The sequence below is a fragment of the Achromobacter sp. CF-sbj1-Ac2-l genome (assembly GCF_052698165.1).
Genome location: NZ_CP199855.1, coordinates 5,076,401 through 5,096,952 on the forward strand (window position 1 = coordinate 5,076,401; position 20,552 = coordinate 5,096,952).

The window sequence follows — 20,552 nt, forward strand, 5'->3', positions numbered from 1 at the left end:
CGCCTGGCGGCCCGCCGCGCGTCCTCAGAAATCCATCGACGCCGACAGCATCAACGTGCGCGGCACGCCCTGCGAGATGGTGCCGTAGGACGCCACGCCCGACCAATAGGCGCGGTTGAACACGTTGACGACATTGGCGCGCAGGGTCACTTCCTTGCCGTCGATGCGCGTGACATAGCGCGCGCCCAGGTCGAACGTGGTCCACGCGGGCACCGACTGCGTGTTGGCCTGGTTGACGTATTCCTTGCCGGTGTGGATCACGCCGCCGGTCAGGGTCAGCCCGGCGACCCACGGGGTATCCCATTCCGCGCCCAGGTTGGCGGTGAGGCGCGGCACGCCCACCGGCTGGTTGCCGCGCGTGGCGGGGTTGCCGGTGCGCGTCAGCTCGGCGTCCAGGAAGGTCACGCCGCCCAGCAGGCGCAGGCCGCGCAGCGGCTCGCCCGACAGGTTCAGTTCCAGGCCGCGGTTGCGTTGCTCGCTGTCCGCCGCATACACGCCGCCCGTCAACTGGCCGCTGGGCTTGGTGATCTCGAAAGCGCTCAGGGTCAGCATGGCGCTGTCGAAATCGACCTTCACGCCCACTTCCTTCTGCTTGGACTTGTACGGCTTGAACACCTGGCCGGCGTTGGCGGCGGTGGCCGGCGCCACGTCGCCCTTGCTCAGGCCCTCGATGTAGTTGGCGTAGAACGAGACGTTCCGCCACGGCTTGAGCACCAGGCCAGCCAGCGGCGTGATCGCGCTTTCGTCGTAGCTGAGGGTGCGCGCGCCCGTGACGGCATTGAAGTTGCGCGACTCGACCCGCTGCTGGCGCGCGCCCAGCGTCAACTGGACCCGCTCGTCCAGCACGCTCAGCGTGTCGGCCAGCGCGAAGCCGCTCAGGTCCGAAGACGACACCTTGGGCACGCTGGCGGGCGCGGCGATGTCCTGCCGGGGCCGCGTCACCGGGTGATAGATGTTGGACGACAGCGGCGTGCCGTTCACGCTGGCCTGCGCGTTGCGGTCGCTGTACAACGTGCCCATGAAGGTGATGGCATGGCGCACCGGACCGGTCTCCAGCTTGGCGCGCAGGCCGGCGTTGTAGGTGCTGCGATCGACCTGGAACTTGAAATGGTTGGGGGTCACCCGCGTATCGCCGGCGGCGTTGACGAGGGTTGGCGTCTGGTCGGACAGGCGGTTGATGGTGGTGCTCGAGCCCCCCGCGTCGGCGAACACCGTCAGGCGGTCGCTGATGTCGTACTCGACGCGCAGCAGCGCGGATTCGCCTTCGGACTTCCACCAGCTCCACGGCTGCGTCGCATTGCGGCGGCCGTCCGGCGCGTCCGGCACGCGCAGGCCCGCCGCCACCAGGAACGGACGCGTGGGCGCGTCGATCTTCTCGTTCTGGATCAGCAGGTCGAGCGAGGCGCGCAGCTTCTCGCCCTGGTAGTCCAGCGACAGCGCGCCGATGTCGGTGCGCGAATGCAGGTTGTCCAGCGGCGTGTCGCCCTGCCGATGCAGGCCGTTGACCCGCACGCCCCAGGCGCCGTCGTCGCCGAAGCGGCGGCTCAGGTCGACGCGGCCGCCGAACTGCGACGCCCCCGCGTAATCGGCCGACACCCGCGTCAGGTCCTGCGGCAGCGAACGCTTGGGCACCATATTGATGACGCCGCCCACGCCGCTGTTGGGCGACATGCCGTACAGTAGCGCCGCCGGCCCCTTCAGCACCTCGACCCGCTCGATGTAATCGGTGAACACGTGGTAGTTCGGCGCCACGCCATAGACGCCGTCGAAGGCAATTTCGCCCAGGTTGCCTTCGCCGATCGGAAAGCCGCGGATGTAGAACGAATCGGTCACGCCGCCGATCTGGCCGGTGAAGCGCACCGAGGAATCGACGTTCAGCGCGTCGGCCAGCGTCACCGCCTGGCGGTTGGCCAGCAGGTCCGAGGTGTAGTTGGCGACGCTGAACGGCGTGTCCATCACATCGCGGTTGCCCAGCAGGCCGAGCCGGCCGCCGCGCGCCACCTGGCCGCCCGTGTACGCCGCCGGCAGCGCCGACGCATGCGCGTCCGCGCCCGTCACCACGACGTTCGGCAGCAGCGTGGTCTCACCCTGCGGCGGCAGCCTGCGCAGCGAATAGGCGCCGCCGCCCTGCTCCGCCAGCGCGTAGCCGGAGCCCGACAGCAGCCGCGCGAAGCCCTCGCGCACCGTGTAGACGCCGTTCAGGCCGTCACTGTGCTGGCCCGCCAGCAGGGCCGGGTCGAAGGACAGCGGCACTCCGGACGCGGCGGCGAAGCGAGCCAGCGTGTCGCCCAGCGGGCCGGCGGGAATCGCATAGGACTTGCCGCTCGCCGCGCTGACGGCATCGGCGGCGCGCGCCGCCGGCGAGACCGCCGAGGCCAATGCCAGCGCCACGCCCAGGCCTAGGACGCGCACCGCCGCGCGCGAGGACGATGAGGGCGTCCGCGCGCGGCGGACGGACAGGGAACGGGAGTGACGGCTGGCCATGAGGGATCCTTCGTGGGCGGGGCATCGCGGTCGCGCCGCGACGATTCACCCGGTACACCGGACGAAGGCGGAAAAAGTGTCAGGGATTCGACGATTATTTTGTAACGGGCTCGGCGGTTCAGCGCGCCGCCACGGTGACCCAGTACGGCGTGATGCGGTGGATCCGCACCGGCAGCGTCTTCTCCAGCAGGCGCAGGCCGGCGTCGGTATCGTTCACGGGGAAGGCGCCCGACACGCGCAGCTCGGCCACCGCCGGATCGCAGCGCAGGAAGCCACGGCGGTAGCGCGCCAGTTCCGCCACCAGGTCGGCCAGGCGCCAGTTGCGCGCGGCCAGCATGCCGTCCTCCCAGGACGCCAGCGCGGCGTCGGCGGCCGACTCGGGGCCGATCCGCTGCGCGTCGAACACGGTCTGCTGTCCCGCTTGCAACACGCGCCGCGCGTCGCTGGCGGCCGGCCGGATCGCCACCGCGCCGTCGAACACGGCGACGCGGATGCCGTTGCCCTCGTCCCGCACCATGAAGCGCGTGCCCAGCGCCTGCACCGAGCCCTGCGCGGTGCGCACGATGAACGGCCGATGGACCGGCGCCGGGTCCTTGCCGGTGGTCAGCAGGATCTCGCCCGCGCGCAGCCAGATCACGCGCTGCTCGGCGGTGTACTGGATGTCAACGGCGCTGGCGGTGTTCAGCAGCAGGCGGGTGCCATCGGCCAGTTGCATGCGGCGCTGCTCGCCTGCGGCGGTGCGCGCGTCGGCGCTCCATTCGCGCCATGGCAGTTCGCGCCAGGCCAGCCAGGCGGCCGGTCCCAATAGCGCCAGGCCCGCCACGGTGCGCAGCGCCTGGCGCCGTCCGGGCCGCTCCAGGCGCCGCAACGTGCGCGCCCCCAGCTCGGGCGGCACCTGTCCGAAGCTGCGCAGCATGTCCTCCAACCGGGCCCAGGCGGCGGCATGCGCGGCGCTGCGGCCGCGCCAGCGCTCGAAGGCGGCGCGGTCCGCGGCCGACAGGGTTTCCGACTGGAAGCGCACCAGCCAGCCGGCGGCCTCTTCCAGGACCGCCGTATCGGGGGTGGCGCTCACGCGGCGCCCCCCTGGTAGGCGATGAGGCAGGCCGTCAGCGCTTTTTGCATGTGGCGCTTGACCGTGGCCAGGGACGCGCGCTGCGCGCGGGCGATCTCGGCATAGGTCATGCCGTCGAATTGCGAGGCCAGGAAGATGGCGCGGGTCCTGGCGGGCAGCGTGCGCAAGGTCGCGTCGATGGCGTACAGCGTTTCCAGGATCAGCGCCCGCACTTCCGGCGACGGCACCTCGCGCCGCGGCAACTGCGCGGCCGCGCTTTGATAGGCGTCTTCCAGCGCGCGGCGGCGCCAGTGGTCCACCACCAGGCCCTTGGCGATGTGGGTGAGCAACGCGCGCGGCTCGTCGCCGCCGCCGGCGCGCACCCGCGCCGCCATCAGGCGCACGAAAGTGTCGTGCGCCAGGTCGGCGGCATCGAACGAGTTGCCGAGCTTCTTGCGCAGCCAGACGGACAGCCAGCCGTGATGCTCTTGGTAGATCCGCGTAACGGCGTCGGTGGGCAGGGATTCGGTCGAGGACACGGCGCGGCTCGCGGTGAAATCTAAATGGGAATTGTTACTATTTTATCCCATTCCGCCGGCATCCTGTCCGCCGGCGGCGCCGCGCAACTGTTCCGCCAGCAAGGCCAGCGCCGGCTTGTCCAGCGCCTGCGCCGCATAGCACAGGCCGACGCGGCGCGACAGCGCCAGGCCATCGAGGTCCTGGGCCGCGACGCCCGGCTGCTGCGCGATCAGCGAGCGCGGGGCGATGCAGGCGCCGACGCCGGCCGCGGCCAGTTCCAGCGCCAGGCGCAAGGACCCGGCCTGCGCGGCGGGCGCGCCGGCGGCCGCGCCGTAATACGGCAGCAGGCGTTGATGGCTCGGGTGATCGGGACAGACGATCCACTGCGGCGCGGCGGTCACGGCGGCTTCGACCGGCAGCGCGATGGCGTAGGGGTCGTCCCACAGCGGCACGAACAGTTCGTCCTCGCAACGCTCGTCCTCGGTCGCCAGGCGGGCGTCGCCGACGCAGCCTTCCAGCAAATGCAGCAACAGATTGGGCACCGCCTGCCGCGCCCGTGCCACGAACGCGCGGACGTGCGCGCCCGCGATCTCGCCCTCGACGCCGATGCGCAGCTCGGCCAGGCGGGCATCCTGGCGGAACTGGCGCGCCATCGACTCGGTCTGCGCGACCAGGCGGCGCGCCTGCGGATACAGGATGCGGGCCTCGTCCGTGACCGCCACGCCGCGCGCCTGGCGCTCGAACAACTGCGCGCCCAGCAGGCTCTCCAGGCTCTTGATGGTGCCCGACAGGGCCGGCTGGCTCAGGTGCAGCCGCTGCGCGGCGGCGGTGATGTTGCGTTCCTCGAAGACCGCGATGAAGGCATTGAGCTGGCGGCTATCCATAAGTTTTTCCGATTGATGCGAGAAGAATAAACCATTTTTCAAGCGTGAAAGCCGGTCCTAGAATCGTTTTCAGCCCCTCCGGCATATGAATAACCGATACCTGGAGTCTTCACCATGACTACCCCCCAACGCCCCCTCGTCGTCGTCACCGGCGCCAGTTCCGGCATCGGCCTGGCCACCGCCCGCCTGTTCTCGTCGCACGGCCACCCGCTGCTGCTGCTGGCGCGCCGCCTGGCGCCGATGCAGGCCCTGAACCTGCCCAATGCGCTGGCCCGCCAGGTCGACGTGACCGACCGCGCCGCGCTGGCCGCCGCCCTGCGCGAGGCCGAGGCCCAGTACGGCCCCGCCGACGCCATCGTCAACAACGCCGGCGTCATGCTGCTGGGCGACATCACGCGCCAGGATCCGGCGCAGTGGGACCGCATGCTGGACGTGAACGTCAAGGGCCTGCTCAACGGCGTGCACGCCGTCGCCGCCGGCATGGTCGAGCGCGGCCACGGCACCATCATCAACATCAGCTCGGTGGCGGGCCGCAAGACCTTCCCCAACCACGTCGCCTACGTCGGCACCAAGTTCGCCGTGCACGGCCTGTCGGAAAACCTGCGCGAGGAACTGTCGCCGCACAATGTGCGCGTGGTCACCATCGCCCCCGGCGCGGTCGAGACCGAGCTGCTCAGCCACACCACCGACGAAGGCATCAAGAGCGGCTACCAGGACTGGAAGGCCGACATGGGCGGCAAGGTGCTGGCCGCCGAGGACGTGGCCAACGCGGTGTACTACGCCTACTCGCAACCGCCCGGCGTGTGCATCCGCGAAATCGTGCTGGCGGCGACCCGCCAGCAGGCCTGAGTCCGCGCTAGCGGGCCTTGAGATCGATCGCCCCGTCGGCGGCGGGCGCCAGCGTCACCGGCGCCGCGGCGGCCAGCGCCTGCAGCATGGCCTCGGGGGGATCCAGATCGAACGAAGCCGACAGGCGCAAGCGCCCCGCCCGGCTGTCGGCCAGACGCAACGGCGCGGCCAGATAGCGATTCATCTCACGCACCACCTCGGCCATCGGCGTGTCGCGGAAGACCAGGCGGCCTGTCTGCCAGGCCAGCAGCGCGTCGACGTCGGCGGGCGCCGGCACCCCGATCGCGCCGCTCGCAGGCACGCGGATGCGGTGCCCGTCGCGCAGCACCGCGAGGCCCAGGTTCCACCAATGGCCGCCCGTCACATCCGCCGTGCCCGCACGCACCAGCACCGTCACGTCGTCCTCATCGCGACGGACATCGAAGACGGCGCCGGCCGCGCGCACGTCGGCGCTGCCGGCGCGCACGATGAATGGCCGCTGCGCCTCGGCGTTCACGGTGAAGAGGATTTCCCCGCCCTGCAGTTCGACCTCGCGCCGCGCGCCGTAGAACTTGACCTCGGCCAGGGCGTTGCCATTGAGTTCGAGGACCGAGCCATCGGGCAGCGTGACCTGCTTGCGTTCGCCCCGATCGGCGCTAATGGTGGTCGCAAACGACGGCGCCTCGGCGGGCAGGCTCCACCACGCCAGCAGCGCCACGGCCGCCAGGACAACGCAGGCCAGCCCCGCGCGCGTCAGCAGTCGCCGTCCCGGGCCGCCCGCAGGCCAACGCCAGGCCAGGAATGCGGGCCGGCGCCGGCTGTCGGAATCTCGCGAAAAGGAATCTGTCATGGATGCGTGCCGCCCGCAAGGGGAGCGCGGGCCAGGAATGAACGGAAACAGCGTCGGGCACAACCGCCGGTAACCGTTCGATCGCCCACGCGGCCTTGCGTTCCCATCATATCGCCTGGACCGCGGCGGCCCCGGCGAGGTACCCGCCGGTCAATAATCCATCGGCACGTGGCTCTGCGCCGCGCGCAACTCCTGGATGTGCCGCTCGGCCTCTTCACGCTCGACCGCCGGCGGCAATGCGCGCCAGCTCACCATGTTGCCGGGCGCCTTGGCCGGCATCCAGCCCAGCACGCTGTACAGCGTGATCGCGGTGCCGCCCGTATCGAACCGCGTTTCGTAGTAGCCCTGCCGTTCCGGCGTCGTGTCGCCGGACACCCATTCCAACTGCGACATCCTGTCTCCCTCTTGATCCAGCCTGTATTGAAGCCGCGGCTCCCGCCAAACCCAAGGGTTTGCGCCTGATGGTAGCGCGCCGCCCTGCGCCCGATACGTGCACGATGCGCCCGCTTTTCAATTCTTGACAGAGGGGAATCCCTAAGATTTTTCGGCGGCGCGATTGCTAAGTCGGGAACTGAGGCGCTAGGATGCGGCAAAGGATTCTTACAAACCGGGTCCGGCGAGGCGGCCGCGCCCCGGGCCAGCCCGCCCTCGGTAGCGGGCTTCATAGGGCGACCGGTATGCCGACATCGAGCTTCATGCGCTATCCGAAAGATCGGTTGGCGGCCCTGGCCAGCGCGAGCGCACTGCGCGCCATCCGCGAGGGACTGCTCTGGACGATGCCGTGCCTGCTCGTGTCGGCGCTGTTCCTGGTGCTGTCGGTGGTGGCCGGCCAGCTCGGTCTGTCCGCGGCGCTGGTGCAGGAGCTGGCCGCCGTGCACAACCGGCTCAACATGGTCATGCCCATGCTGGTCAGCACCTCGGTTGGCTACATGCTGTCGATCCGCCACCGCGTGCCCAATCTGCCGGCCGCCTTCCTGTGCCTGTCGTACGTCGTGATCGCCGAGGGTCTGCTGGCGCCCTACCCGCATGCCGCCGCCACCCTGATCCTGAGCATCGCCATCCTGCTGCCGTTGGGCAGCGTGCCCCTGCTGGCCTGGCTGCACCGGCGCCGCTGGACGCGGCTGGCGCCCGACGGGCTCATCGGCGAGAACGTGCGGGGCACCCTCAACATGGTGATTCCAGGCCTGCTGACCGCCGGCGCGGTGGCGCTCGCGGTCAGCCTGCTGCTGCGCATTCCGGGCGTGGCGCAGTTCGACATTCCGGTCGACCTGGCCTCGCTCGACAGCCCCTTCACCACCGGTCCGATGACGGCGGCGCTGAACTCGATCTTCTGGTTCTTCGGCATCCACGGCTATCACGCGATGGCGCCCGTGATAGACGTGCTGGACCAGGCCACGGCGCTCAACGCCGCCAGCGCCGCGGCCGGCCACGAAGGCCTGTACGCGCTGAACGGCAGCCTGCTGGGCGCCTTTGTCTTCATCGGCGGCGCCGGCGCGACGCTGTCGCTCGTGGTCGCCATCCTGCTGTTCTCGCGCAGCGAATCGCTGCGGCTGCTGGCGCTGGCCAGCATTCCGGTGTCGCTGCTGAACGTCAACGAGATCCTGCTGTTCGGCCTGCCCCTGATTCTCAACCCGCGCCTGCTGATCCCGTTCGTGCTGGCGCCGGTGTGCAACGCGCTGGTGGCGCTGGCGGTGGTGCAACTGGGCTGGATTCCGGCCGCCTCGGTCTCGTTGCCGCTGACCTCGCCGGTCCTGCTCAATGCCTATCTCAGCGCCGGTGGCCACCTGGGCGGGGTGGCGCTGCAAGTGACGCTGATCGCGTTGGGCGCCTGCCTCTATGCGCCGTTCGTGGTCGCGCTGGAACGCCAGCGCAAGGCCGACGCCACCGTCTACTTCAAGTCGCTCGACACCACCTTCCCGCGATTGCAGGAGGAATCGCTGCTGTTCGCGCACGATCCGGTGGTCTCGACCTACGCCAACCGCGCCCGCCGCAGCGCCGAGATCTCGCGGATCCGCGCCATCAGCGAATACGACTTCTATCTCGAATACCAGCCGCAGGTGTCGCTGCGCAGCGGCCGCTGCACGGGCTGCGAGGCGCTGCTGCGCGCCACCGGCCCGGAAGGCACGCAACAGGCGCCGCTGGAATTCCTGCGCTGGCTGGCGCAGGCCGACCTGATGCGCGAAGTGGATCTGTGGGTGGCCAAGCAGGCGGTGCTGCAATGTCTTGCGTGGCGCAAGGCCGGTTTCACCCTGCCCCTGACCGTCAACGTCACCAGCGGCACACTGACCTCGGCTTCGTATCTGGACAAGCTCGTCAAGGTGCTGGAGCAGGCCCAGGGCCAGGTATCGGTGGAGCTGACCGAGGATGCGCTGGTGGAAGACGCGCAGGCGCTGCACACGGCGTTCGACCGCCTGCATGGCATCGGTTGCAAGGTCTATATCGATGACTTCGGCACCGGCTACTCGGCCCTCAGCTACCTGCACCAGTTCGAGATCGACGCGGTCAAGATCGACCGCAGTTTCGTGCTCGCCCAGAGCAGCGCGCGCGGCGCCCAGGTCATGAGCGGCCTGCTGCGCTTCTGCGAGGCGCTGGACCTGCAGATCATCGTCGAAGGCGTGGAGACCCAGGAGCAGCTCGCCGCTCTCGAATCCAGCGCCGAGATCATCGTGCAAGGCTGGTTCTACAGCAAGGCGCTGTCAGGCGAGCACCTGGTGGAATTCGCGCGGCGGCGCATGCCGGCCGCCGCGCACAGCGGCAGCGCCGCCGCTATTTGATGCCGATGAACGGCAGCGCCGCGCCCGGCACCTGCGTGGAGGGCAGCACGCCATCCCATTTCTCGACCGCGTTCAGGCTGACCAGATTGGTGTTGGCGGCCAGCGCCTCGGCCTTGGCGCGGATCGACGCGGCCTCGGCTTCGCCGCGCATGCGGATGCCGTCGGCCTCGGCGGTGAACTGCTGGCGGCGCGCGTCGGCTTCGGCCTTGGCCTTGACCACCTGGATTTCGGCGTTGATCATCGCCGTTTCCTTCTGCTGGCGGGTGGTCTCGATCTGCACCTGCGCCAGCATGCGCTGTTCGATCGAGTGCTCGTAGGCCTGCGAGAAACCGACTTCCTCGATCTGCACGCCCACCACCTGCACCGGCGCGCCTTCCATGGTCTTGAGCACGGCGTTGTTCACGTCCAGGCCCAGCTTCTGGCGTTCCTGGATGGCGCGCACCGCGGTGTACTGGCCGAACACGTTCTTGACCGCGTCGGGCGTCTTGCGTTCGAGCACGCGCATCTGCAGGTTGCTGATGGTGCCGTACTCGGAATACAGCTCGGCCACGTGCTCGGGCGGCACGCGGTAGGTGACCGACACGCGCAGCGTGGCCGGTTGCTGGTCATAGCTATAGGCTTCGAGCTTCTCGAACACGAAAGTGTGGTCGCGTACCGACACCGTCATCACGTTGTCGATGAAGGGCGTCTTGAAATCCAGGCCCGGCTCGGACACGCGCACCAGCTTGCCGTTGCGCAGCACCACGCCGCGTTCGCCCTGGTCCACCTGGAACCACGAACCGAACGCCAGGCACAGGATCAGCACGAACAGCACGCCCGTGATGATGGCCACCTTCAGGCTGCGCGGTTTGACGGACTTGACGATCTGGAGGTCGGTCGGCTTCACTTTCAGTCCCTTTCTGATTTGTTGCGTTTACGATCCGAGAGCACGGCGGCGATGCCGCGCGCGAGCAAATAGGCGACCACGGCCGCCCCCACCAAGATCAGGAAATATCGCATCTGGCATTCCCCCCCGGAATAGAAGCGAGCGATTCTAGCCCGAGTCAGCGGCGTGAAAGGTTACGGTTGTTGCAATAGGAAAAACCGCTTGCCAATGGAGATGGTGCGCGTTCCAGCATTGCGGTACGCTGCATGGGCCTTAACTCCGGGTGCCCATCATGCGCCGCTCGATCGCCATTTTCGTGACCGCCTTGGCCTGTACCACCCTCCTCGCCCCCGCCTGGTCGGCGCCGCCTGAAAACCGCGGCAAGCCCGATCACGCCGGCAACGGCAACGGCAATGGGAACAACAAGGGCAATGGCAACAGCGGCGGCAAGAACAAGGGCAACGGCAAGGATGCCGACACCAACGTCAGCGTCACCCTGAGCACCGCGGGCATCAGCATCTCGACCGCGCGCGGCTACGCGGTGCAGGCTGGCGCCACCGGCTATGGCTCCCTGCCGCCCGGCATCCGCAAGAACCTGGCGCGCGGCAAACCGCTGCCCCCGGGCATCGCCAAGAAGATGGTGCCCGGCCCGATGTTGGCCCGGCTGCCGGTGCATCCCGGTTACGAGTGGCGCGTGGCCGGCAATGACCTCATCCTGATCGCCATCGCCACCGGCATCGTCGCGGACGTGCTGGCGGGCGTGTTCGACTGAAGCGTATCGACTGGCCGCCTGGCTAGTCGTAGTAGGCCAGGCCCAGCCGCGCCAGGTCGTCCGGATAGTCGAAGTAGGCTTCGTCCAGCGCATGCAGGCGCGCCTGCTCGGCCTCGGTCATGGCGCCGTAGATATCGTTCAGTTCGATCACTTCGGGCGTGGCCTCGAAACGATCGACCAGGCCGCGCATCTCCGCCAGGATGGCGCGCGTGCGCGCCGCGCCGATCTTGCCCAGCGCCAGCAGCGCCAACTGGCAGGTCGGATCGCCCCAATTGCACAGGAACTGCATGAAGCCGCCGTTGTTGATGTCGGCTTCCATGCGCCACAGCGCAACCAGTTCCTGCTCGCGCTGCGGCAGGCTTTCCAGCTTCCACTCCACCGCCCGCAACGCCGCCAGCGCGCCTTCGTAATGCGCGTCCCACAACAGGTCGCGCACGTTCAGCATGCCCGCGGCCGAAGGCTCCAGCAAGTCCGGCCACACCACGCCATGGTCGTCGTCCACCAGTTGCCACTGTTCGCGCTCGGCCGGGCTGGCCTTTTCCAGCCGGATATGCCGCCGGATCGGCTCGCGCAGCGTGCGGCCGTCGGCCAGCGTCAGCAGGATGTGGGTCTCGGTCAGGGCGAGATGGCGGATGCGGTAGTCGGCGGACATGCGATGTCTCGAAGCGTAAGCAGAAATCCGGAACGCGCAGAAGATAACGGATCGCGCCTCGGCCGTCGAGGCGCGCCGCGCCCGTTTATCGTTCCTCGCATCAGGCCGCACACTGTTACGCCCGCGCATGGCCTATCTGCTACCGTAAAGCCTGCCCCGGGCCCGGCCCGCGCGCCGCGTCCGCCATGTCTTCACCGGGAGATCGACAATGCCGCGCCCCTCCGCGTCCACGCCCCTGATCGGCGTGATTCCGCCCTATGTCCTGGACCGCCTGGCACAGCACGCCGACGCGCGTGTCAGCATGCCGGCCGTCAAAACACTCATCATCGACCAGCAGCAACGCGGATTGCGTGAAATGGCCGCGCGGCCGTCGCGGGCCCAGGTGGCGGCTCCTCGCGCTTCGGATGCCGGCGGCACGCCGCAACGCGCGGTGCACGACGCGGCCAACACCACCGCCCTGCCCGGCAAGCTGGTGCGCGCCGAAGGCGCCAAGGCCAGCGGCGACGCGGCGGTGGATGAAGCCTACGATCACCTGGGCGCGACCTACAGGCTGTTCCACGACGTCTACCAGCGCGACTCGATCGATGGCGCGGGCCTGCCGCTGGTGGGCAGCGTGCATTACGGCGAAGACTACGACAACGCCTTCTGGAATGGCTCGCAGATGGTGTTCGGCGACGGCGACGGCGAAGTGTTCAACCGCTTCACCGTGGCGGTCGACATCATCGGCCATGAACTGACGCACGGCGTCATCGACAGCGAAGCGGCGCTGGCCTACCAGGGCCAGTCGGGCGCGCTCAACGAATCGCTGTGCGACGTGTTCGGCGCGCTGGTCAAGCAATACGCCCTGGGCCAGGACGCGCGCGAAGCCGACTGGCTGGTGGGCCAGGGCCTGTTCCTGCCGAAAGTGCAGGCGCGCGCCCTGCGCTCGATGGCCGAGCCCGGCAGCGCCTACGACGATCCGGTGCTGGGCAAGGATCCGCAGCCGGCGCACATGAGCGGCTACGTCGATACGCCGCATGACAATGGCGGCGTGCACATCAACTCCGGCATTCCGAACCGCGCCTTCTACCTGGCCGCGACCGCCCTGAAGGGACCGGCCTGGGAAATAGCCGGCCGCATCTGGTACGACACGCTGCGCGACAAGCGCCTGCGCCACGACGCCGACTTCGCCGCGTTCGCGCGCCTGACGCTGGACGTGGCACGCGGGGCGCACGGCGAGGCCGCGCACAAGGCCGTCGCCGGCGCCTGGGCGGCGGTGGGCATACAGCCATGATCGACCTGCCTCCGCTCGAATTCGCGCTGCGCGTCAGCCTGACGCGCGAAGGCGGGCTGGCCTACCTGCCCGGCTTGGCGCGCACCCGCAGCATCGACCTGACCTCCTGCCCGCCCGGGCTGCGGCAGGAGGTCGGCGAAGCCCTGCGGCGCACCGCCCCGCTGGCCACGCCTGACTGCGCCGCCCAGGGCGGCGACCAGCGGTACTTCCATGTGGAACTGGCGTTCCGCGATCCGGCCAGCGGCGATACGGCCAGCCTCACCTTCGACGTGCCGGAAGCGCAGGCGCCCGACATCCTGGTGCGTCTGTGGCGCGCCCAGGCCGGCGGCTAGAAAACGCCGCTTGCGGCGTGCGCCGGCGTCACTGCGCCGCGCGTTGCGGCGCCTGGGCCGGATGCGTGCGGAACGCGCCAATCTGGATCGCGCGGCCCGCCAGCAGTCCGCAGCCCGCCATCGCCAGGCACAATGCGGCGCACAGACCGAGCGCCGCCGACCAGCCCCCCAGCCGATCGTGCAGGGCGCCGACCAGCGCCGGTCCGCTGGCCGCGAACAGGTAGCCGACGCACTGCGCCATGCCCGACAGCGCCGCCGCCTGCTGCGCGTGGCTGGCGCGCAGGCCCACGAACATCAGGCCCAGGATGATGCCGCCGCCCGTGCCCAGGCCGAGCAGCACGATCCACAACGTGGCCCAGCCCGGCGCCGCGATCAAGCCGACGAACGCCACCAGCGAGGACAGCGCCGAGCAGAACGCGGCCGCGCGCTGGTCCTTCATGCGGCGCACCACCGGCGCCAGGAACAGCGCGGGCCCGGCCGACATCAACTGCAGCAGCCCGTGCAGCGAGCCGGCGCGCTCGGCCGAGTAGCCCGCGTCGCGCAGGATCGCCGGCAGCCAGCTCACGCCCACGTAGAACACGAAGGAATTGATGCCCAGGTAAAGCGTGACCTGCCAGGCCAGCGCGGAATGCCACAACCGGCCGCCATGCGGCGCGTGCGCGGTGGACGCGGCCGGCGGCGTATGGTTGGCCAGTTGCGGCAGCCACAGCAGCACCCCGGCCACCGGAATCGCCAGCAGGCACAGCGCCGAGAAGCGCCAACTGCCGCCCGCCAGGCTGGCCAGCGGCACCGCCAGGGCAGAGGCGGCGCCGGCCGCGATGCTCATGGTCAACACATAAGCCGAGGTCAGGCCCGCCACGCGCTGCGGGAAGTCGCGCTTGAGCAGGCTGGGTAGCAGCACGTTGCCGACGGCGATACCCGAACCGATGACCGCCGTGCCGGCATACAGCGCCCAGGCCTGGCCCTGGCTGCGCAGCACGATGCCGCCGCCGATGAGCAGCAGCGCGGCGAACAGCGTGCGCTCCAGCCCATGGCGACGCGCCATGCCGGCCGACACCAGCGAAACGATGGCGAACGCCAGCAGCGGCAACGTGATCAGCATGCCGGCGGCGGTATTCGACAGGCCGAGCTGTTCACGGATCAGGCCGACCAGCGGTGGCATGCCGGTGACCGGCGCGCGCAGCGCCATGGCGATGAAGAGGATGCCCACGATCAGCAGAACGGGGCGTCGGGAAGCGGGGGAGGAAGCGGAAGGAATCATGCCGTCAGCTTAGGCAAAGCCGTCTCTGCTGAATTTCGAGATAATGACAAAATATCCCTGAATCCAGCCAAGGCAGCGCCGCGCCATGTATCCGCCGCACGCCCACAGCCCCTATTTCGATCCCGACACGCCCACGCAATGGACCTACGCCATGCGCGTGGAGGCGGCCCGCAACGAACACGAATCGCCCACCCATCACCACCGCATGGGCCAGTTGGTGCTGTCGCTGCAGGGCGGGGTGACCAGCTTCGTGCCGCAGGGCCTGTGGATGGTGCCGCCGCGCTGCGGCGTGTGGATCCCCGGCGGCGTGCCGCACCGCAACCGCGTCACCGACAACGGCCGGGTCTGCTTCCTGTTCGTGCCGGCGGACACGCCGGGCCTGCCGACGCAATGCTGCACGCTGGCGATCACGCCGCTGGTGCGGGAAATGGTGGCGCACCTGGCCGACCTGGCGCCGGCCGACACCGCTCTCCCCGCCAACCGCCGTCTGGCCGCCGTGCTGGTCGAGCAATTGACGCGGATGCCGACCGAGCAGTTGCACCTGCCGCTGTCCGACCATCCGCGCCTGCGCGAGATTGCCGCGTCGCTGCGGGCCAATCCCGCCGACCGCAGCACCGCGGCCGAATGGGGCCGGCGCCTGGCCATGAGCGAACGCACGCTGGCGCGCCTGGTGCGGCAGGAGGTTGGCATGAGCTTCGGCCGCTGGCGCCAGCAGATGCACATCGTCATGGCGCTGCAGCGGTTGTCGTCGGGCGTGTCGGTGCAGCGCACCGCCGAAGACCTGGGCTACGAATCGGTCAGCGCCTTCATCACCATGTTCCGCAAGGCGCTGGGACAGACGCCTGCGCGCTACTTCGCCGACAAGGCCTAGGGCCGCGGTTCCCGCGCAAGGGCGCGGCGGCGTGGCGGACCGGGCGCGCCGCTTCAGTCCTTGGGACCCGCCACCAGGAACAGCCGCGGGAACGGCAGCAGCACGGTGCCATCGGCCAACGCGGGATAGGCGCGCGCAATCTCGTCCCGATAGCGCGCCAGGAAGGCCGCCTGTTCGTCAGCGTCCAGCTTGTTCAGATAAGGCCGCAGCGCCGTGCCCTTGAACCATTCCACCACCGCCTGCGCGCCTGCCAGCGGGTGCATGTAGGTCGTGCGCCAGACGTCCAGTCGGCCGCAATGCGGCTTGAGCAGTTCGTAGTACCAGGCGGCGCTGTGACGCGGCGGATGCTTGACGCCGCCGATCTTGCCGGCCCAGGGGCCGTCGGCGGCGACCTGGCGCGCCAGCTTGTGGGCCGGCTCTTCCAGGTTGTCCGGCGTCTGCACCGCCAGGCTGCCGCCCGGCGCCAGCTTGCCCACCAGGCGCGGATAGAGGGTCGCGTGGTCCGGCACCCACTGCAGCGCGGCGTTGGCCAGGATCACGTCGTACTGGCGCGGCGGATTCCAGGTTTCGATGTCGGCCAGTTCGAACGCGATCGACGGCAGGCGCTTGCGCGCCGCCTGCACCATGTCGTCGGAGCTGTCCATGCCGGTCACGTCGGCCTGCGGGTAGCGGGCGGCCAGCACCTCGGTGGAGTTGCCGGGGCCGCAGCCCAGATCCACCGCGTGGCCGACCTGTTCGTTCGGCAGGGCGGCAACCAGGTCGCGCACCGGGCGGGTGCGTTCGTTTTCAAAGGCGGAATACTGTTTGGCGGACCAGGTCATGGCGGCTCCTTGCGTGGGTCTGGGTACGTTCCGCACTCTACGCCGCGTCATTCCATATGACAAATATATATAGGGCTACACATTCATATTTACTGGATATGCCGACACCCTGTCAGAATGCGACCATTCCCCATCCGGAACTTGATGAATGCCTCCGCAACTGGTCCTGTTGCCCGGCATGGACGGCACCGGCGATCTGTTTGATCCGCTGCTGTCCGCGCTGCCCCCCGCGCCGCCGCCCATGGTGCTGCGCTATCCCGCCCGCGAGCCGCTCGGTTACCCCGCGCTCGAACAGCGCGTGCGCCAGGCCCTGCCCGCGCAGGCGCCCTTCGTGCTGCTGGCCGAATCCTTCTCGGGACCGCTGGGCGCCGCCATCGCCGCCGCGCCGCCGCCAAACCTGCGCGGCCTGATCCTGTGCGCCTCGTTCGTGCGCGCGCCGCATCCCCGGCTGGGCCTGGCGCGGCCGCTGGCCAACTGGCTGCCGGTCACACTGCTGCCGCGCGCGGTCCTGCATCACCTGTTGCTGGGCGCCCATGGCACGCCGGCGCTGCGCGCCGCGCTGGACCGGGCCGTCGCGCAGGTGGCGCCCGCCGTCATGCGAGCCCGCCTCCAGGCCGTGATGGCCGCCGACCAACGCGCGGCATGTGCCGGCGTGCGCCTGCCGCTGCTATACCTGCAGGCGCGCCACGACCGCGTGGTGCCGCCCGCCGCCGCCACGCTGGTCAGGCAATTGGCGCCGCAGACCCTCCTGGTCGACATCGACGCGCCGCACTGCCTGTTGCAGGCCGCGCCCGAGGCCGCCGCCGCGGCCATCGCCGACTTCCTGCGCACGCTCGACCCCGCCCCCGCCGAGGGGGCTGTTTCCTCTTGAGGCGGCTCGGCGATGAAAAAGGGCCCCCACGCCGCGCCTTCGGCTTGCTGCCCCCCGAGGGGGCTTTTTCATCTTGAGGCGGCTCGGCGATGAAAAAGGGCCCCCACGCCGCGCCTTCGGCTTGCTGCCCCCCGAGGGGGCTTTTTCATCTTGAGGCGGCTCGGCGATGAAAAAGGGCCCCCACGCCGCGCCTTCGGCTTGCTGCCCCCCGGGGGGGCTTTTTCATCTTGAGGCGGCTCGGCGATGAAAAAGGGCCCGCCATGGGCGGGCCCTCTGCTCTTGCCGGGTTTACTCGGTCTTCAGCTCAGGCTGCGACGCCCCCGAGCGGGTCTTCCACAGCGAGAACAGCACGCCGCCGCCGATCAGGCCGAAGGTCACCGACAGCGACACCACGGCGGGAATCTTGCCGATGAAGCCGACCAGGAAGATCTTCGTGCCGATGAACACCAGTACCAGCGACAGCGCGTACTTCAGGTAGTGGAAACGATGGATCATCGCCGCCAGCGCGAAGTACAGCGCGCGCAGGCCCAGGATCGCGAAGATGTTGCTGGTGTACACGATGAACGGGTCGGTGGTGATGGCGAAGATCGCCGGCACCGAGTCCACCGCGAACAACAGGTCCACGAACTCGATCAATACCAGGGCCAGGAACAGCGGCGTGGCCCAGCGCACCGTCTTGCCCGTGGCCGCATCCGGCTCGCGCACCCAGAAGGCATTGCCGCGCAGGCCATCGGTCACGCGCATGCGGCGCTTGAGGAACTTCAGGATCGGGTTGGTGGCGATGTCCGGCTCCTGGTCGGCGATCATCCACATCTTGATGCCGGTGAACACCAGGAACGCGCCGAACAGGTACATCAACCAGCCGAAGTTGCTGACCAGCGCGGCGCCCAGGCCGATCATGATGGCGCGCAGCACGATCACTCCCAGGATGCCCCAGAACAGCACGCGGTGCTGGAACTGGCGCGGGATGGCGAAGAAACTGAAGATCAGCGCGATCACGAACACATTGTCCAGCGACAGCGATTTCTCGATCAGGAAGCCCGTGTAGTAGGCCATGCCGCTGGCCGGGCCCATCTGCCACCAGACCCAGCCGCCGAACAGCAACGCGGCCGAAATGTAACCCGCCGACAGCAGCAGGCTTTCGCGCACGCCGATCTCGCGGTCTTCCTTGTGCAGCACGCCCAGGTCGAAGACCAGCAGGGAGATGACGATGCCGATGAACAGCAGCCAGCTCCAGGCCGGCGTGCCGGCGAAGTCGGCTTGTAGAAATGAGAGCAAGGCTTCCATGATGTTCCCGCTTGTGTGTGAAGGCCCTCATGATCCGGATCCCGGGCCGATGGAGAAATCAGCCTGAAAGTGAGTTATGGTTCGAAAAAACCGAAGTGAACATCGCCATGCTCAATTACCGCCACCTGTATTACTTCTGGATGGTCGCCAAGGAAGGCGGCTTCTCGCGCGCCGCCGAGCGCCTCGACATGGCCATCCAGACCATCAGCGCCCAGGTGCGCGAACTGGAAAAGAACCTGGGCCACCAGTTGCTGCGTCCGGCCGGGCGCGGGGTGGCCCTGACCGACGCCGGCCAGGCCGCCTTCGCCCGCGCCGAGGAGATCTTCCAGATCGGCCAGGAACTGCCGCAGGAAGTCCGCGCCGCCGCCACCAAGCCGGTGATCCGCCTGTCGGTGGGCCTGTCGGACGGCATCTCCAAGCTCGCCGCCCACGCGCTGCTAGGGCCGGTGCTGGACACCCCGGACCTGCGCCTGACCTGCCACGAGGGCGAGGTCGAGGAACTGCTGGGCGAACTGGCGCGCCACCACCTGGACCTGGTGCTGGCCGGCCAGGGCGCGCCGGCCAACCCCAACCTGCGCCTGACCAGCGACCGGCTGGTGTCCTCGCCGGTCGATTGGTACGGCCCGGCGCGGCTGGTGCGCAAGGCCGACACGCAGGACTTCCCCCGCTGCCTGGAGCGCCTGCCGGTGTTGCTGCCGACCGGCCATTCGGTGCTGCGCCAGACGCTGGACCGGTGGTTCAATGAACAGGGCCTGCGGCCCAACGTGGTCGGCGAGTTCGAGGACAGCGCGCTGATGTCGGTGTTCGCCGCGCGCGGCCTGGGCGTGTTCCCGCTCAGCCGCCTGGGCGGCGACGACGTCGGCCTGCTGCGCGGCCTGCGGCCGCTGGCGCGCTGCGACAGCGTGCACGAGGAAATCCACGGCATCCGCAATCGGCGCGGGCAGCACCACCCGCTGGTGCAGCAGATACTGGCGCATGCCAAGACTTCGGTTTTTTCTTAATGATTGTCACAAAGACGCTGGTTTTTCAGAATCCGTTTCCGCTCTATCGTGGCGTTTCTTTCCTGAATCACCGGAGTACCGCAACAATGAAGAAAATCATCTGGATCGCTTTCGCCGTACTGGCCGCGCTATGGACCGGCCTGGTGGCGCTGACGCTACAGTTGGCGGACTGGGTGCTGGCGGCCATCGCCTCGACCCAGGTGCCGGGCGCCGCCGCGATCGGCTCGGCGCAATGGCAGGCGCCCGCGTGGGCGGCCCCCTGGGTCGACGCCGGCCTGATCCAGTCGCTGCAGTCGGGGCTGGTGTGGCTGGTGGACCTGCTGAACCAGGTCCTGCCCGCGGCCGGCAGCCTGGGCACCTGGATCGCGGTGCTGGGCTGGCTGTTCTGGGGCTTCATCATGGCAGCCCTGCTGGTGCTGGCGCTGATCCTGCACTGGCTGGCCGGCAAGCGCCCGCAGGGCGACGGCCCCGGCCGCCAGGTGGTGTAATAAGGCAGGCAACGCGGCGTCCCGGCGCGCTGCCTCCTCTTATAGGAGCGTACCGTGCCGTCCCGACTATTCCGCGCCGCCATCCTGCCCGCCGCCGTCCTGGCGGCGTCCGCGCACGCGAACACACCGCCCCACGGCATCGAGGTGTGTACGCTGACCGGCACGTCGGGGCAGTACAGCGTGCGGGTTCGCAACACCGGGTCAGCCCCGTTGGCGCGGGCCGACGTGACCGGCGTGCGGCTGGACGGCGGCGGCCAGCCGCAGGGCAACATCAGCGTCAGCCTCACGGCCATTCCCCCCGGCCGCTACGAAACCGCGATCCTGGCGCGGCACGGCGAATCTGCCGCGCTGGTCAGCATCGCCACCTACCAGTCCGTCAACGGCCTCGAGACCCGGCAACAGGAACTGTTCGCCGGCAAGGTGGCTCACGTGTCGCCCGGTTCGGCCCTGCAATACACGCTGGCGCCGCTGGCGCTGCGCGGCTGGACCGTGGCCTACGGCGGCCCCAACGCGCCCACGCTGGCCCCCGGCAGCGCCGTGCTGCTGGTGTATCCCGCGCGCAGCGGCAAGAAGATGGATACCCGGCCCGAAGCGGGCCGCACGCCCGCCGACGTGGTGCCGCTGGCGCCCTGCCCCGTGCCGCGCGGCAGGTAGGGACGCAGCGGGCT

General features: G+C 69.3%; 21 protein-coding genes. 10 read left to right on the forward strand and 11 right to left on the reverse strand.

What is annotated here, in order from left to right; all coding sequences use genetic code 11:
* Positions 1–24 precede the first annotated feature (24 nt).
* The 4 genes from ACUDCK_RS23340 to ACUDCK_RS23355 all read right to left on the reverse strand — a co-directional run bounded on the left by ACUDCK_RS23340 (position 25) and on the right by ACUDCK_RS23355 (position 4,938).
* Complete coding sequence (locus ACUDCK_RS23340; protein ID WP_144655407.1) at positions 25–2,484, reverse strand: TonB-dependent receptor; 2,460 nt, start codon at positions 2,482–2,484, stop codon at positions 25–27.
* A gap of 118 nt (positions 2,485–2,602) precedes the next feature.
* Positions 2,603–3,556 carry a FecR domain-containing protein gene (locus ACUDCK_RS23345; protein ID WP_054500876.1) on the reverse strand — a complete coding sequence of 318 codons (954 nt, stop codon included), beginning with the start codon at positions 3,554–3,556 and terminating at the stop codon, positions 2,603–2,605.
* Entirely contained in the window at positions 3,553–4,074 is a 522-nt protein-coding gene (locus ACUDCK_RS23350; RefSeq protein WP_064527030.1) for a sigma-70 family RNA polymerase sigma factor, read from the reverse strand. The genes ACUDCK_RS23345 and ACUDCK_RS23350 overlap by 4 nt, the downstream gene beginning before the upstream one ends.
* A 42-nt stretch (positions 4,075–4,116) precedes the next feature.
* On the reverse strand, positions 4,117–4,938 hold the full coding sequence (locus ACUDCK_RS23355; RefSeq protein WP_064527028.1) for a LysR family transcriptional regulator: 822 nt from the start codon (positions 4,936–4,938) through the stop codon (positions 4,117–4,119).
* 114 nt (positions 4,939–5,052) lie between these two features.
* Here ACUDCK_RS23355 and ACUDCK_RS23360 point away from each other — a divergent pair, with 114 nt between their 5' ends.
* On the forward strand, positions 5,053–5,787 hold the full coding sequence (locus ACUDCK_RS23360) for an SDR family oxidoreductase (RefSeq protein ID WP_054428684.1): 735 nt from the start codon (positions 5,053–5,055) through the stop codon (positions 5,785–5,787).
* Between the two features lie 7 nt (positions 5,788–5,794).
* Here ACUDCK_RS23360 and ACUDCK_RS23365 read toward each other — a convergent pair whose 3' ends face one another.
* Together ACUDCK_RS23365 and ACUDCK_RS23370 are read right to left on the reverse strand one after the other, a co-directional pair.
* The gene (locus ACUDCK_RS23365) at positions 5,795–6,616 is read right to left on the reverse strand and encodes a FecR family protein (protein ID WP_064527026.1); all 822 of its coding nucleotides are present in this window, start codon (positions 6,614–6,616) and stop codon (positions 5,795–5,797) included.
* Between the two features lie 150 nt (positions 6,617–6,766).
* On the reverse strand, positions 6,767–7,009 hold the full coding sequence (locus tag ACUDCK_RS23370; RefSeq protein ID WP_049075832.1) for a hypothetical protein: 243 nt from the start codon (positions 7,007–7,009) through the stop codon (positions 6,767–6,769).
* Positions 7,010–7,293: 284 nt separating this feature from the next.
* Between ACUDCK_RS23370 and ACUDCK_RS23375 the strand changes: the two genes are divergently transcribed.
* Positions 7,294–9,390: a PTS sugar transporter subunit IIC/EAL domain-containing protein gene (locus ACUDCK_RS23375; RefSeq protein ID WP_054500872.1), complete on the forward strand. Its 2,097-nt coding sequence runs from the start codon at positions 7,294–7,296 to the stop codon at positions 9,388–9,390.
* Here the strand turns inward: ACUDCK_RS23375 and ACUDCK_RS23380 are convergent.
* Positions 9,383–10,276, reverse strand: a complete 894-nt coding sequence (locus ACUDCK_RS23380) for a prohibitin family protein (RefSeq protein ID WP_049075835.1) — start codon at positions 10,274–10,276, stop codon at positions 9,383–9,385. The genes ACUDCK_RS23375 and ACUDCK_RS23380 overlap by 8 nt on opposite strands.
* A gap of 271 nt (positions 10,277–10,547) precedes the next feature.
* Between ACUDCK_RS23380 and ACUDCK_RS23385 the strand changes: the two genes are divergently transcribed.
* Positions 10,548–11,027 carry an anti-virulence regulator CigR family protein gene (locus tag ACUDCK_RS23385; RefSeq protein WP_054500871.1) on the forward strand — a complete coding sequence of 160 codons (480 nt, stop codon included), beginning with the start codon at positions 10,548–10,550 and terminating at the stop codon, positions 11,025–11,027.
* Positions 11,028–11,049: 22 nt separating this feature from the next.
* Here the strand turns inward: ACUDCK_RS23385 and ACUDCK_RS23390 are convergent, their stop codons facing one another.
* The gene (locus tag ACUDCK_RS23390) at positions 11,050–11,679 is read right to left on the reverse strand and encodes a DMP19 family protein (RefSeq protein ID WP_175167162.1); all 630 of its coding nucleotides are present in this window, start codon (positions 11,677–11,679) and stop codon (positions 11,050–11,052) included.
* Between the two features lie 208 nt (positions 11,680–11,887).
* Here ACUDCK_RS23390 and ACUDCK_RS23395 point away from each other — a divergent pair, with 208 nt between their 5' ends.
* Together ACUDCK_RS23395 and ACUDCK_RS23400 are read left to right on the forward strand one after the other, a co-directional pair.
* The gene (locus tag ACUDCK_RS23395) at positions 11,888–12,952 is read left to right on the forward strand and encodes a M4 family metallopeptidase (protein WP_054500869.1); all 1,065 of its coding nucleotides are present in this window, start codon (positions 11,888–11,890) and stop codon (positions 12,950–12,952) included.
* Positions 12,949–13,284, forward strand: a complete 336-nt coding sequence (locus tag ACUDCK_RS23400) for a protealysin inhibitor emfourin (RefSeq protein ID WP_054500868.1) — start codon at positions 12,949–12,951, stop codon at positions 13,282–13,284. The genes ACUDCK_RS23395 and ACUDCK_RS23400 overlap by 4 nt, the downstream gene beginning before the upstream one ends.
* Positions 13,285–13,312: 28 nt before the next feature.
* On the opposite strand, the gene ACUDCK_RS23405 is transcribed toward ACUDCK_RS23400, so the two are convergent.
* Entirely contained in the window at positions 13,313–14,545 is a 1,233-nt protein-coding gene (locus ACUDCK_RS23405; RefSeq protein ID WP_277355990.1) for an MFS transporter, read from the reverse strand.
* An 85-nt stretch (positions 14,546–14,630) separates the two neighbouring features.
* On the opposite strand from ACUDCK_RS23405, the gene ACUDCK_RS23410 reads away from it, so the two are divergent.
* The gene (locus ACUDCK_RS23410; RefSeq protein ID WP_175167161.1) at positions 14,631–15,416 is read left to right on the forward strand and encodes an AraC family transcriptional regulator; all 786 of its coding nucleotides are present in this window, start codon (positions 14,631–14,633) and stop codon (positions 15,414–15,416) included.
* Positions 15,417–15,469: 53 nt separating this feature from the next.
* On the opposite strand, the gene tam is transcribed toward ACUDCK_RS23410, so the two are convergent.
* On the reverse strand, positions 15,470–16,237 hold the full coding sequence (tam, locus tag ACUDCK_RS23415; protein WP_054415298.1) for a trans-aconitate 2-methyltransferase: 768 nt from the start codon (positions 16,235–16,237) through the stop codon (positions 15,470–15,472).
* Positions 16,238–16,385: 148 nt separating this feature from the next.
* Here tam and ACUDCK_RS23420 point away from each other — a divergent pair, with 148 nt between their 5' ends.
* On the forward strand, positions 16,386–17,108 hold the full coding sequence (locus ACUDCK_RS23420; protein WP_054500867.1) for a serine aminopeptidase domain-containing protein: 723 nt from the start codon (positions 16,386–16,388) through the stop codon (positions 17,106–17,108).
* 288 nt (positions 17,109–17,396) lie between these two features.
* Here the strand turns inward: ACUDCK_RS23420 and ACUDCK_RS23425 are convergent, their stop codons facing one another.
* On the reverse strand, positions 17,397–18,395 hold the full coding sequence (locus ACUDCK_RS23425) for a TerC family protein (protein ID WP_006387384.1): 999 nt from the start codon (positions 18,393–18,395) through the stop codon (positions 17,397–17,399).
* Between the two features lie 107 nt (positions 18,396–18,502).
* Here ACUDCK_RS23425 and ACUDCK_RS23430 point away from each other — a divergent pair, with 107 nt between their 5' ends.
* The 3 genes from ACUDCK_RS23430 (at position 18,503) to ACUDCK_RS23440 (ending at position 20,538) form a co-directional block, all read left to right on the forward strand.
* Positions 18,503–19,396, forward strand: a complete 894-nt coding sequence (locus ACUDCK_RS23430) for a LysR family transcriptional regulator (RefSeq protein ID WP_054501216.1) — start codon at positions 18,503–18,505, stop codon at positions 19,394–19,396.
* An 86-nt stretch (positions 19,397–19,482) separates the two neighbouring features.
* On the forward strand, positions 19,483–19,884 hold the full coding sequence (locus tag ACUDCK_RS23435) for a hypothetical protein (RefSeq protein ID WP_054500865.1): 402 nt from the start codon (positions 19,483–19,485) through the stop codon (positions 19,882–19,884).
* 54 nt (positions 19,885–19,938) lie between these two features.
* Positions 19,939–20,538, forward strand: coding sequence for a hypothetical protein (locus tag ACUDCK_RS23440; RefSeq protein ID WP_445659260.1), 600 nt, complete (start codon positions 19,939–19,941; stop codon positions 20,536–20,538).
* Positions 20,539–20,552 lie beyond the last annotated feature (14 nt).

Bases quoted from the DNA above. Each gene is read 5' to 3' on its own strand.
- ACUDCK_RS23340 (WP_144655407.1), bottom strand. From the start codon at position 2,484: ATGGCCAGCCGTCACTCCCGTTCCCTGTCCGTCCGCCGCGCGCGGACG.
- ACUDCK_RS23355 (WP_064527028.1), bottom strand. From the start codon at position 4,938: ATGGATAGCCGCCAGCTCAATGCCTTCATCGCGGTCTTCGAGGAACGC.
- ACUDCK_RS23360 (WP_054428684.1), top strand. From the start codon at position 5,053: ATGACTACCCCCCAACGCCCCCTCGTCGTCGTCACCGGCGCCAGTTCC.
- ACUDCK_RS23365 (WP_064527026.1), bottom strand. From the start codon at position 6,616: ATGACAGATTCCTTTTCGCGAGATTCCGACAGCCGGCGCCGGCCCGCA.
- ACUDCK_RS23370 (WP_049075832.1), bottom strand. From the start codon at position 7,009: ATGTCGCAGTTGGAATGGGTGTCCGGCGACACGACGCCGGAACGGCAG.
- ACUDCK_RS23375 (WP_054500872.1), top strand. From the start codon at position 7,294: ATGCCGACATCGAGCTTCATGCGCTATCCGAAAGATCGGTTGGCGGCC.
- ACUDCK_RS23385 (WP_054500871.1), top strand. From the start codon at position 10,548: ATGCGCCGCTCGATCGCCATTTTCGTGACCGCCTTGGCCTGTACCACC.
- ACUDCK_RS23390 (WP_175167162.1), bottom strand. From the start codon at position 11,679: ATGTCCGCCGACTACCGCATCCGCCATCTCGCCCTGACCGAGACCCAC.
- ACUDCK_RS23395 (WP_054500869.1), top strand. From the start codon at position 11,888: ATGCCGCGCCCCTCCGCGTCCACGCCCCTGATCGGCGTGATTCCGCCC.
- ACUDCK_RS23400 (WP_054500868.1), top strand. From the start codon at position 12,949: ATGATCGACCTGCCTCCGCTCGAATTCGCGCTGCGCGTCAGCCTGACG.
- ACUDCK_RS23405 (WP_277355990.1), bottom strand. From the start codon at position 14,545: ATGATTCCTTCCGCTTCCTCCCCCGCTTCCCGACGCCCCGTTCTGCTG.
- ACUDCK_RS23410 (WP_175167161.1), top strand. From the start codon at position 14,631: ATGTATCCGCCGCACGCCCACAGCCCCTATTTCGATCCCGACACGCCC.
- tam (WP_054415298.1), bottom strand. From the start codon at position 16,237: ATGACCTGGTCCGCCAAACAGTATTCCGCCTTTGAAAACGAACGCACC.
- ACUDCK_RS23420 (WP_054500867.1), top strand. From the start codon at position 16,386: ATGCCTCCGCAACTGGTCCTGTTGCCCGGCATGGACGGCACCGGCGAT.
- ACUDCK_RS23425 (WP_006387384.1), bottom strand. From the start codon at position 18,395: ATGGAAGCCTTGCTCTCATTTCTACAAGCCGACTTCGCCGGCACGCCG.
- ACUDCK_RS23430 (WP_054501216.1), top strand. From the start codon at position 18,503: ATGCTCAATTACCGCCACCTGTATTACTTCTGGATGGTCGCCAAGGAA.
- ACUDCK_RS23435 (WP_054500865.1), top strand. From the start codon at position 19,483: ATGAAGAAAATCATCTGGATCGCTTTCGCCGTACTGGCCGCGCTATGG.